The organism is Streptomyces fragilis, assembly GCF_003112515.1.
GTDB lineage: Bacteria > Actinomycetota > Actinomycetes > Streptomycetales > Streptomycetaceae > Streptomyces > Streptomyces fragilis.
In genome coordinates this window covers 722027-732865 of the sequence record NZ_BEVZ01000004.1, presented here as the reverse complement: position 1 = coordinate 732865, position 10839 = coordinate 722027, and the positions used below count along the sequence as shown (strand labels likewise).

At 73.4% G+C, this 10839-nt stretch carries 11 protein-coding genes; 6 read left to right on the top strand and 5 right to left on the bottom strand.

Translation table 11 applies throughout. The features are described 5' to 3' along the window. Positions 1-172: 172 nt before the first annotated feature. Both Sfr03f_RS16485 and ilvA read right to left on the bottom strand, forming a co-directional pair. On the bottom strand, positions 173-1297 hold the full coding sequence (locus Sfr03f_RS16485) for a hypothetical protein (protein ID WP_108954643.1): 1125 nt from the start codon (positions 1295-1297) through the stop codon (positions 173-175). Positions 1298-1463: 166 nt separating this feature from the next. Then, positions 1464-2693: a threonine ammonia-lyase gene (gene ilvA, locus Sfr03f_RS16480; RefSeq protein WP_108954642.1), complete on the bottom strand. Its 1230-nt coding sequence runs from the start codon at positions 2691-2693 to the stop codon at positions 1464-1466. A gap of 175 nt (positions 2694-2868) precedes the next feature. Between ilvA and Sfr03f_RS16475 the strand changes: the two genes are divergently transcribed. Both Sfr03f_RS16475 and Sfr03f_RS16470 read left to right on the top strand, forming a co-directional pair. After that, positions 2869-3420 (top strand): MarR family winged helix-turn-helix transcriptional regulator, encoded by a 552-nt coding sequence (locus Sfr03f_RS16475; RefSeq protein WP_108954641.1) that lies wholly within the window; start codon positions 2869-2871, stop codon positions 3418-3420. Between the two features lie 94 nt (positions 3421-3514). After that, the gene (locus tag Sfr03f_RS16470) at positions 3515-4237 is read left to right on the top strand and encodes a SigE family RNA polymerase sigma factor (RefSeq protein ID WP_174721595.1); all 723 of its coding nucleotides are present in this window, start codon (positions 3515-3517) and stop codon (positions 4235-4237) included. Positions 4238-4725: 488 nt separating this feature from the next. On the opposite strand, the gene Sfr03f_RS16465 is transcribed toward Sfr03f_RS16470, so the two are convergent. After that, complete coding sequence (locus Sfr03f_RS16465) at positions 4726-5880, bottom strand: cystathionine gamma-synthase (protein WP_108955026.1); 1155 nt, start codon at positions 5878-5880, stop codon at positions 4726-4728. 294 nt (positions 5881-6174) lie between these two features. On the opposite strand from Sfr03f_RS16465, the gene Sfr03f_RS16460 reads away from it, so the two are divergent. Next, on the top strand, positions 6175-7143 hold the full coding sequence (locus tag Sfr03f_RS16460) for an ATP-binding cassette domain-containing protein (protein ID WP_108954640.1): 969 nt from the start codon (positions 6175-6177) through the stop codon (positions 7141-7143). After that, positions 7140-8006 (top strand): ABC transporter permease, encoded by an 867-nt coding sequence (locus tag Sfr03f_RS16455; protein WP_108954639.1) that lies wholly within the window; start codon positions 7140-7142, stop codon positions 8004-8006. Before Sfr03f_RS16460 ends, Sfr03f_RS16455 begins: the two co-directional genes overlap by 4 nt. A gap of 148 nt (positions 8007-8154) precedes the next feature. Here Sfr03f_RS16455 and greA read toward each other — a convergent pair whose 3' ends face one another. Further along, positions 8155-8652, bottom strand: coding sequence for a transcription elongation factor GreA (gene greA, locus Sfr03f_RS16450; protein ID WP_108954638.1), 498 nt, complete (start codon positions 8650-8652; stop codon positions 8155-8157). A 183-nt stretch (positions 8653-8835) separates the two neighbouring features. Beyond that, the gene (locus Sfr03f_RS16445) at positions 8836-9288 is read right to left on the bottom strand and encodes a DUF4307 domain-containing protein (RefSeq protein ID WP_108954637.1); all 453 of its coding nucleotides are present in this window, start codon (positions 9286-9288) and stop codon (positions 8836-8838) included. Positions 9289-9454: 166 nt separating this feature from the next. Here Sfr03f_RS16445 and mca point away from each other — a divergent pair, with 166 nt between their 5' ends. After that, positions 9455-10336: a mycothiol conjugate amidase Mca gene (gene mca, locus Sfr03f_RS16440; protein ID WP_108954636.1), complete on the top strand. Its 882-nt coding sequence runs from the start codon at positions 9455-9457 to the stop codon at positions 10334-10336. Continuing rightward, the gene (locus Sfr03f_RS16435; RefSeq protein ID WP_108954635.1) at positions 10329-10601 is read left to right on the top strand and encodes a hypothetical protein; all 273 of its coding nucleotides are present in this window, start codon (positions 10329-10331) and stop codon (positions 10599-10601) included. Before mca ends, Sfr03f_RS16435 begins: the two co-directional genes overlap by 8 nt. Positions 10602-10839: the final 238 nt, after the last annotated feature.

The window sequence follows — 10839 nt, the reverse complement described above, 5'->3', positions numbered from 1 at the left end:
GGGGATGCGGATTATGACGCACCGCCGCCCCGAACCGCAAAGGTGTTCGGGGCGGCGGCGGTGGACGGCAACCTGTGGGCGACGGACGGCGACCTGGGCGACGGACGGGTGCCGGTGCCGTGGCACCGCCGGTCGGCCCGGTGCCTCCGGAGTGCCCGGGGCGGCGCTGCGGTCAGTGCAGGAGCGACGCCGGGGTGCCGCCGTTGGCCTCGAAGCCGGCCACGGCGAGGGCACGGTAGACGGCGTACTCGGCGGCCGGGTCCTGGCTGAGCGTCCAGGGCAGCGCGCCCACGTGGCCGTCCACGTGGATCAGCTGGCCCATCGCCTCCGACCAGCGGGAGGCGTTCACCAGGAACCAGATCAGCAGGTGACGCACGTGCGGGAGGACCGCGTCGTCGGGCCGGGCGCGGCCCGCCGCGTACAGCGCGCCGTGCATCGCCTTGGTGACGACCTCGCTCTCGTACAGGCTCGCCACCAGGGTCAGTTCCTGCAGGTGCTCGAAGACGGCGAACAGGGGGAGCGCGGACAGGAGCGAGCCCTCGGGGGCCCGGGCGGCCGCCGATTCGGCGAAGGAGTAGGCCAGTTCACGGGAGCCGTACCACTTCTCGCACCAGTAGTGCAGGGCGGCGAGGTGGGCGCCCATGTGGTGCGGGGCGCGGTCCAGGACCTTGAGCCAGAGCTGCTCGAACTCCTCACGGGAGTAGCCGAGCCCGCGGGCCACCGACAGCTCGGTGAGGTACGGGACGGGGTCGCCGGGGGCGAGCAGCGCGGCCTGGCCGCAGGCCTCCCTGGCCTCCTCCATGATGATCCGGAACTCGTCGCTGCCGGGCGTGGAGGTGCGCCAGGCCTGCTGGACCAGGAACTCCGCGTGCACGGCCGCGCCGCCCGCGTCCTTGGGCTGCTCGGTGCGCCACACGCGCAGCCACTGGCCGCCGGGCGTCTGCGACGGGTCGCCGGCCGGCTTGTGGGCGAGCTCCAGCGAGGCCGCGCCCGCGAAGGCCTGCACGCGCTGCCAGCGGGCCTCGCCCTCCTTCTCTGTACCGGCCAGCAGCTGGGCCGCGGCCCGGTAGTCCTGGGTGCGCTGCACCAGGTCCAGGACGTCGGTCAGGTCCTGGTCCGGGCCGGGCAGCCGGACGTCCAGGTCCTCCTGGCGGAGGAACCCGTACGCCGCCGGGTCGGCCGCGTCGGGGTCGCCCGGGCGTGCCAGGGCGATGCCGCCGGCGTTCCTGCGGCGGTAGATCGACGCGACGACGAAGCCGAGGAAGGCGACGGCGAAGAGCACCCAGATGAATTCCATGCCACCAGCGAACCAGACGGGGTGGGGGTGGGGCCAATGTGGGGGTGACCTGGGCGGCCCGGCGCCCGCCCGGTGCCCGGTCCGGGGGCGAGTCGGTCCGGCCGGGCGGGCAGGCCGGCGGTTGGGGCGGTCCGGCCGCGCGGTCCGCGCGGGCCGGGAGACCGGGTCAGTCCGCTATGGCGTAGCCCGCGGCGCGCAGCGCCCGGTGCACCTCGGCGCAGTGCTCGGGACCCTTGGTCTCCAGGTGGACCTCCACCTCCGCCTCGGTGGGGCCCAGGCGCGGGGCGGTCCGGCGGTGACTGACGTCGAGGACGTTGGCGTCCATCTCGGAGAGGACCGACAGGAGGGTGGCGAGGGAGCCCGGACGGTCGTCGAGGCGGACGCGGACCGCGAAGTAGCGGCCCTGCACCGTCATGCCGTGCCGCAGGACGCCCTGGAGCAGCACCGGGTCCACGTTGCCGCCGGACAGGACCGCCACCACCGGGCCCCGGAACGACCGCGGGTCGGCCAGCAGGGCCGCGACCGGGCTGGCGCCGGCCGGCTCCACCACCAGCTTCGCGCGCTCCAGGCAGTGCAGCAGCGCAGCCGACAACTGATCCTCGCCGACCGTGCGCACCTCGTCGACGAGCTCGCTGACCAGGGCGAACGGCACCTCGCCCGGCCGGCCCACCTTGATGCCGTCGGCCATCGTCACCGGCCGGGGCACCGCCACCGGGTGGCCCGCCGCCAGCGAGGGCGGGTAGGCGGCCGCGCCCTCGGCCTGCACGCCCACGATCCTGACGTCCGGGCGCAGGGACTTCACCGCGACCGCGATCCCGGCGGCCAGACCGCCGCCGCCGACACCCACCACGATGGTGCGGACCTCGGGGCACTGTTCGAGGATCTCCAGCCCGACCGTGCCCTGCCCCGTGATCACGTCGGGGTGGTCGAAGGGGTGGATGAAGACCGCACCGGTCTCCTCGGCGTGGGCGATCGCCGCGGCCATGGTCTCGTCGACCACCTGGCCGTGGAGTATGACCTCCGCGCCGTACTCCCTGGTCGCGCTGATCTTGGGCAGCGGGGCGCCCTTCGGCATGAAGACCGTCGCCTTCACGCCGAGCAGCGAGGCGGCCAGGGCGACGCCCTGCGCGTGGTTGCCCGCGCTGGCGGCCACCACGCCGGCCGCGCGCTCCTCGGGGAGCAGGCCGGCGATCCGGATGTAGGCGCCGCGGAGCTTGAACGACCCGGTGCGCTGCAGGTTCTCGCACTTCAGGTGCACCGGGGCGCCCACCAGCCGGGACAGGTACCTGCTGCCCTCCAGGCCGGTGACCCGCGCGATGCCGGAGAGCATCTTCTGGGCGCCGCGTACGTCGTCGAGCGTGACGGGGGACGGAGCCGCGGATGTGCGGTGATTCATGGGGCCAGTCTCGCAGGGAGAACTCGAGCGCCACCTGCCCTGTGGAAAACCGTGGCCGGTCGTGCCCAGGGCCTGACGCTGCGGGGACAGGTTTTCCACAGGCTCATTACGCACCGGTGCGAGTCCGCGTAGCCTGTCCCCCATCACCGGCCCAGATCGAAGTGAGCTTCCGGCCATGCCCACTGCACCCGACATCTCGATGGAGTCGATGGACGTGACGACCACCGACGACGACGGTCTCCTCGAGTCGCTCCAGTACCAGATGGCCCTGTTCGCGCGCCGCGCCGAGCAGACCCGGCTGGGGGCAGTCGGACGGCTGCGCGACTCCATGGACCGTGCGGCGTACCTGCTTCTCAACCGTCTCGAACAGGAAGGCCCGATGGGGGTCAAGGCGCTGGCCGCCGGGATGGGCATCGACTCCTCCACGGTCACCCGCCAGGTGGCGCCCCTGGTCGAGGCCGGCCTGGTCCGGCGGACCTCGCACCCGGAGGACGGCCGCGCCGTGGTGCTCGACCTGTCGCCCCGCGGGCGGGCGCGGCTGGAGGAGGTCCGTGCGTCCCGGCGGCAGCTGATGGCGGAGCTGACCGAGGACTGGTCGGAGGAGGAGCGGCACTCCTTCTGCGGGCTGCTGACGCGGATGAACGACGCGCTGTCGGAACGGATGGCGGGCCAGGCGGGGGGCGGCCTCGGCGGCGCGCGCGGGCCGGCGGAGCCTTCCGGGTCCTGAGGTCCCCGCGGGCCCCGGCGGTCCCGGAGGCCGCGGCTCCGCGGGGGCGGACGGGCGGTGCCTGAGGGGCGGGTGACCGGGGGAGGGGGCGGATGTGACGGCTCTCGGAGTCGGTGGAGGGTGGGGCCAGGAGGAGTTCCGGGTCTTCGCCGCGGCGTCCGGCGGACGGCTGCTGCGCACGGCCACGTTGTTCACCGCCGAGGATCCGCGGGACTGCCCGTCGGCGCGACGGCTGCTGGCGGAGGCGCTGGCGCGGACCTGTGCCCGGTGGGGTCGGAGGATGGACGGGGAGGACCCGTACGACCTGGCGCGGGCCGAGCTCACGCGGGGGTACCTGCGGCGCATTCGCTTCCGGCGGGGCGTCCGGGACGGGTGGCGTGGCCAGGGCAGCGGGCGTGACCGGGGCGACCGGAGCGGTGCTGTCCCACCCGGTTCGGCCGGTGACCTCGCGCCGTTGGCGGAGCTGCGGCCGTTGGCCCGGTTGGTGCTGGTGCTGCGGCTCCACGAGGAGATCGACCCCGAGCGCGCGGGGGTGCTGCTGGGGCTCACGCCGGGTCGGGTGGAGGCCCTGACCACACGGGCGGCCAGTGGGTTCGCGGCCGGGACCGGACCGCAGTGCGAGGCAGCGGCGCGGCGGGCTCTGGGAGCGGTGCGGTTGCCCGCGACGCCGGTGGGGCTGCCGGAGCGGGCCCTCGCGGAGGGCCGGCGGCTGCGGAGGCGGTCGCGGGTGGTGCGGGGAGCGGGGGTGGTGGCTGTGCTGCTCGGGGTGGGGGTGCTCGTCGCGGTGGCCCTCCGCGGGCAGGGGGCCTGGGGGTAGCGGGGCACGGGGCCGGTCTTCACCGGGAGCCGCCCGGCCGCCCCGTTGAGCCTCCGGGGCCTGAGCCCGGCGGGCTTTGAGCCTCCGGGGCCTGAGCCCGGCGGCCTTGAGCCTCCGGGGTCCGACCCCGGCGATTCCGAGCCCCCGTGCCCCTGAGCCCGACGGGCCCGCCCCCCGGAGGGAGACGGGCCCGGTGGACTCGTGTGCGGGAGCCGCGCGGGGCAGGTGAACCCGGTGGGCAAGCACCGTCGGTTCCCCCGGCCCGGGCCCCGCGGCCGGGTGAGGACCTGGCTCGGCCCGAGCCCCGCGGACCCGCGAAGACCTGGTCCGGCTAGGTCCCGCGGCCCCGCGAAGACCTGGTCCGGCTAGGCCTCACGGCCCGGCGAGGACCTGGCCCGGCTCAGGCCCCGCGGCCCCGCGAAGACCTGGTCCGGCTAGGCCTCACGGCCCGGCGAGGACCTGGCTCGGCCCTCGCGCCCCGGCGAGGCCTAGCCCAGGGCCTGGCGGAGGTCCTCCACGAGGTCCTCGGCGTTCTCGATGCCGACGGAGAGGCGCACGAGGTCCGCGGGGACCTCGAGGGCGGACCCCGCGGCGGAGGCGTGGGTCATGCGCCCCGGGTGCTCGATCAGCGACTCCACACCGCCCAGGGACTCGCCCAGGGTGAAGACCTTGGCGCGGTCGCAGACCGCCACCGCGGCCTCCTCGCCACCGGCGACCTGGAAGGACACCATGCCGCCGAACGCCCGCATCTGCTTGGCGGCGACCTCGTGCCCAGGGTGCTCCGCCAGCCCCGGGTACAGGACCTTCGTCACCTTGGGGTGACGGCTCAGCATGTCGACGACCTTCGCGGCGTTCTCCGAGTGGCGGTCCATGCGGACGGCCAGCGTCTTCGTGCCGCGCAGCACCAGCCAGGAGTCGAACGGGCCGGCCACCGCGCCCATGGCGTTCTGGTGGTAGGCCAGCTCCTCGCCCAGCTCCTGGTCGGCGGTGATCAGCGCGCCGCCGACCACGTCGGAGTGGCCGCCCATGTACTTGGTGAGCGAGTGCACCACCACGTCCGCGCCGAGCGCCAGCGGCTGCTGGAGGTACGGCGTGGCGAAGGTGTTGTCGACCACCAGGCGGGCCCCGCCGTCGTGGGCGATCTGCGCGGCGGCGGCGATGTCGGTGATGCCGAGGAGCGGGTTGGAGGGGGTCTCCACCCAGACGGCCTTGGTCTTCGGGGTCATCGCGGCGCGCAGGGCGTCCGGGTCGCTGCTGTCGGCCACCGACCACTCCACGCCCCAGCGGGAGACGACCTTGGCGAACAGGCGGAACGTGCCGCCGTAGGCGTCGTTCGGGATGACCACGTGGTCGCCCGGCGCGAGCAGGGTACGCAGCAGGCAGTCCTCGGCGGCGAGGCCGGAGGCGAAGGCGAGACCTCGGCGGCCGCCCTCGAGCGCGGCGAGGTTCTCCTCTAGGGCGGTGCGGGTGGGGTTGGCGCTGCGGCTGTACTCGTAGCCGCCGCGGAGGCCGCCGACGCCGTCCTGCTTGTACGTGGAGACCTGATAGATGGGCGGAACGACGGCGCCGGTCAGGGGATCGGCGGTGTTGCCCGCGTGGATCGCCAGCGTCTCGAAGTGCTCGCTGAAGTGGGTGTCACTCATGTGCACCGAGCGTAACGGGTCACGGGCGAAGACCTCGTCGCGGTGACGGCGTGTGGGGCCGCCGGACGATGCGCGCGCCACGGCCCGCTGCTCGGGCCCGCCCCGGCGGCGGGCGGGCCGGCGCAGGATGCCGCCGGCCGAGGCGCGCGCCACGGCACGGAACGCCCCACGCGAGGGACGGCCCACCCGTGCCGCCCCCGGCCCACCCGTGCCGCCCCGTCCGGCGCGCGGCAGCGGGCGGGCGCACCTACGCTCGGAGGCGGACGACTGTCGTCGAGCGGGGCCGGAGGCGGTATGCCGGGGGCCATTCGGGCGGAAGGGCTGGTCAAGACCTTCGGGGACGTGCGGGCGCTGGACGGCGTCGACCTGGACGTTCCCCAGGGGACCGTGCTGGGGCTGCTCGGCCCCAACGGCGCGGGGAAGACGACTGCCGTGCGGTGCCTGACGACGTTGCTGCGCCCGGACGCCGGGCACGCCGTCGTCGCCGGGATCGACGTGCTGAAGGACCCCGACGCGGTGCGGCACAACATCGGCCTGTCGGGTCAGTTCGCCGCCGTGGACGAGTACCTCACCGGGCGGGAGAACCTGGTGATGGTGGGGCGGCTCTACCAGATGGGCCGCCGCGCGGCGAAGGCCCGCGCGGACGAGCTGCTGGAGCAGTTCCACCTCACCGACGCCGCGGACCGGATCACCAAGAACTACTCCGGCGGCATGCGCCGCCGCCTCGACCTGGCCGCGGCGCTGGTGGTGCGTCCGCCGGTGATGTTCATGGACGAGCCGACCACCGGCCTGGACCCCCGCAACCGGCTCCAGCTCTGGGACGTGATCAAGGATCTGGTCTCCGGCGGCACGACGCTGCTGCTGACCACCCAGTACCTGGAGGAGGCGGACCACCTCGCCCACGACATCGCGGTGGTCGATCACGGCCGGGTGATCGCCCGCGGCACCTCCGACGAGCTGAAGTCCCGCACCGGCGGGGAGCGCATCGAGGTCATCGTCCGCGCCAGGGAGCTGATGCCGGAGGCCGCCACGGTGCTGAGCGCGTACGGGCTCGGCGAACTCGCCGTCGAGGACCACACCCGCAAGCTGACGGTCCCGGTGAGCGGCGGCCCCAAGCTGCTGGCCGAGGTGATCCGCGAGCTCGACGCGCGCGGCATCGAGCTGGACGACGTCGGGCTGCGGCGCCCGACGCTGGACGACGTGTTCCTCTCGCTCACCGGCCACATGGCCGAGGCGGCCCTTACCGAGGAGGCAACCGGATGAGCGCCGTCACGCAGGCCGAGGGACGCCGGCCCGTCACGAGCCGCGGCGGCCGGGTGCGGCAGTCGTGGCGCGATTCGGTGATCGTGGCGCAGCGCAACCTGATCCGGATGACCAGGATCCCCGAGATCGTGCTGTTCGGGCTCATCCAGCCGGTCATGTTCGTGGTGCTGTTCACCTACGTGTTCGGCGGGTCCCTGAAGGTCGGCGGCTCGACGAGTTCCGAGGCCTACAAGAACTTCCTGATGGCCGGCATCTTCGCGCAGACCGTCACCTTCTCCACCGCCGGCGCGGGCGCGGGCATCGCCGAGGACATGCACAAGGGGCTGATCGACCGGTTCCGCGCCCTGCCGATGGCGCGCGGGGCGGTGCTCACCGGGCGGACGCTGGCCGACCTGGTGCAGACCGCGCTCACGGTGCTGATCCTGGTCGCGGTCGCCCTGCTGCTGGGCTGGCGGGTCGGCACGAACGGGAGCACCGACCCGCTGCGGGTGGCCGCCGGGTTCGGGCTGCTGCTGCTCTGCGGCTACGCGTTCACCTGGATCGGCGCGCTGATCGGCCTCTCGGTGCGCAGCCCGGAGGCGGCCACCAACGGCGGGCTGATCTGGCTCTTCCCGGTCACCTTCATCTCCAACGCGTTCGTCGACCCTTCCAACATGACGCCCTGGCTGCGGCACATCGCCGAGTGGAACCCGTTCAGCGCGATCGTGCAGGCCTGCCGGGTGCTGTGGGCCAACCCGGGGCAGTCCACCTCCGACGCCTGGCCGATGCAGCACCCGGTGTGGGCGTCGCTGATCTACTCGGTGGCGATCATCGTGCTCTTCCGGACGCTGTCGGTGCGCAAGTACCGGTCCGCCACCGTCTGACCGTCCGCCTGACCTGCCCTCCGTGGTCCCGCGCACGGCAGGGAGCGCACGGCGCGCACAACGTGAGGACCCCCGGGCTCGGCGCCAGGGGGTCCTCCTCGTTCGGTTCCGTGTCCTGCGCGGGGACCGCGCGGCACGCCTGCGCGGCTCAGCCCTTGTAGGGCTCGGCCTTCAGGATGCGCACGGAGGCCTTCTTGCCGTTGGGCAGCTCGTACTCCGCGTCCTCACCGATCGTGCGGCCGATCACGCCGCGGCCGAGCGGGGACTGCGGGGAGTACGTCTCGATGTCCTCGCTGGCGTACTCCCGGGAGGCGAGCAGGAAGGTCAGGGTGTCGTCCTCGTCGCCGTCGAAGGCGACCGTGACGAGCATGCCCGGAGCGACCTCGCCGTCGGCGGCCGGCGCCTCGCCGACCTGCGCCGTCTCCAGCAGCTGCTGGAGTTGCCGCACCCGGAGCTCCTGCTTGCCCTGCTCCTCCTTGGCGGCGTGGTAGCCGCCGTTCTCCCGCAGATCGCCCTCTTCGCGCGCGGCCGCGATCTTGGCGGCGATTTCGGTGCGCGCAGGACCAGTAAGGTACGCAAGCTCGTCCTTGAGCTTGTTGTACGCCTCCTGGGTGAGCCAGGTGACGTTCTCGCTGGTCTGGGTCACAGGTGCTCCTCGTCCGTACTGGAAATACAAAGCAACGCCCTACCCAGAAGAATGGTCCCTCATGGGTGGGCGAAACCACGAGCCTAACAATCGCGCCGCGAAAGTGGGAGGAGAAATGCCAGGCGGCCGACGGGCCGCGGCCGCCCGGTCGCAGTCGCCCGGACGGCACGAAGGCCCGGCAGCTCAGCCGGTGTGGCAGCCCAGGAGCTCGGCGGTGGTGCCGCGGCTGGTGGTGCGCAGGGTGACCGTCTTGTGGACGCGGGTGGAGTCCTCGTCGAAACGGAAGTCGGCGCGGCCGACCTCGGCGCCGCTCTCCGCCTGGGAGCGGACCGTGCAGTAGCCCGTGACGCCCTCGTCCTTGAAGACCTCCAGCTCCACCCGGACGGAGTCCTCGGCGGTCCTGAAGGTGATCATCTGACCGCTGATCTCGCTGCCGCCGACGTGGTAGAAGCCGAACCAGGCGACGACGGCGATCAGCAGGGCGCCGAGGACCGAGCCCACGATCTTCAGCGTGCGGTCGGCGCGGCGGTCCGCCTCCGCGTCCGCGGCGCGGCCGTAACGGCCGGCGGGCGGCCGGGAGCCCGTGGGCTGCCCCGCGGACTGCCCCGTGGACTGCTGGGCTTTCGCCGTGCTCATGATCGGTCCTCTCGGGCGGGGGCGGAGCGTCGTGTCCGGACCCCGGAATCATTCGTCCCCCGATTCCGTCACTATAGAAGGCGCGGATGGTACCCGCCCGCACCGGGGACCGCCCGCGCACGCGTGTGCGCCGCCCGGGCGCCGACCGATCTCTGAGGATTGAGCCTTGACCGAGCAGCTGCGACTGATGGCAGTCCACGCCCACCCCGACGACGAGTCGAGCAAGGGCGCCGCCACCATGGCCAAGTACGTGTCCGAGGGCGTCGACGTCCTCGTGGTGACCTGCACCGGTGGTGAGCGCGGTTCGATCCTGAACCCGAAGCTCCAGGGCGACCCGTACATCGAGGAGAACATCCACGAGGTCCGCCGCAAGGAGATGGACGCGGCGCGGGAGATCCTGGGGATCAAGCAGGCGTGGCTCGGTTTCGTCGACTCCGGCCTGCCCGAGGGCGACCCGCTGCCGCCGCTTCCCGACGGGTGCTTCGCGCTGGAGGACGTCGACAAGGCGGCCGGCGAGCTGGTGCGGCAGATCCGGTCCTTCCGCCCGCAGGTCGTCACCACGTACGACGAGAACGGCGGCTACCCGCATCCCGACCACATCATGACCCACAAGATCACGATGGTGGCCTTCGAGGGCGCGAGCGACCTGGAGAAGTACCCGGAGTCGGAGTACGGGCCCGCCTACCAGCCGGTGAAGCTCTACTACAACCAGGGCTTCAACCGGCCGCGCACGGTCGCGCTGCACGAGGCCATGGAGTCGCGCGGGCTGGAGTCCCCCTACGGGGACTGGCTCAAGCGGTGGGACGAGTTCGAGCGGGTCGAGCGCACGCTCACCACGTTCGTGCCGTGCGGCGAGTTCTTCGAGACGCGGGACCGGGCGCTGATCGCGCACGCCACGCAGATCGACCCCGACGGCGGCTGGTTCCGCATCCCGCTGGACCTGCAGCGGGAGGTCTGGCCCACCGAGGACTACGAGCTCGCGAAGTCGTTGGTGGAGACCTCCATCCCCGAGTCGGACCTCTTCGCCGGGGTCCGGGAGAATGGCTGACATGAGCGCAAGCGCAAGCCTCCTGGTTCTGGCCGCGGAGGAATTCGACGAGAACAAGGTCACGCCCGGTGTGCTGGGGTTCATCGTCTTCGCCGTGATGGCGTTGGCGGTGTGGGGGCTGATGAAGTCCATGAACAAGCACATGGAGCGGGCGAAGATGGTGGGCCGTGAGGACGAGGCCGCCGCCTCCTCCGACGCCTCCTCCGACGTCCCCGCCTCCGACGACGCCGCCCCCGCCTCCACGGCGCCCTCCGCCAAGGAGTAGTCCAGGGCCCCGCCCGGCCCGCCCGACGCGGCGGGGCGGACGGCGACCCGGCACCGACCGCCCCGCCTCCGCGCCCCCTCGCGGCGGGGCGGCCTTTCGCGTTCGCCGCCCCCGCGCACGGCCCCGCCCCGCCCACGCGCCGTCACGCCCGCGCCGCGTCCCGCCCGCGCCCCGTCGTGCCCGGTCGCCCGCGCCGCCTCGCCGGCGCCAACCGCCGAACCGCCGGTGCGCCGGTGGC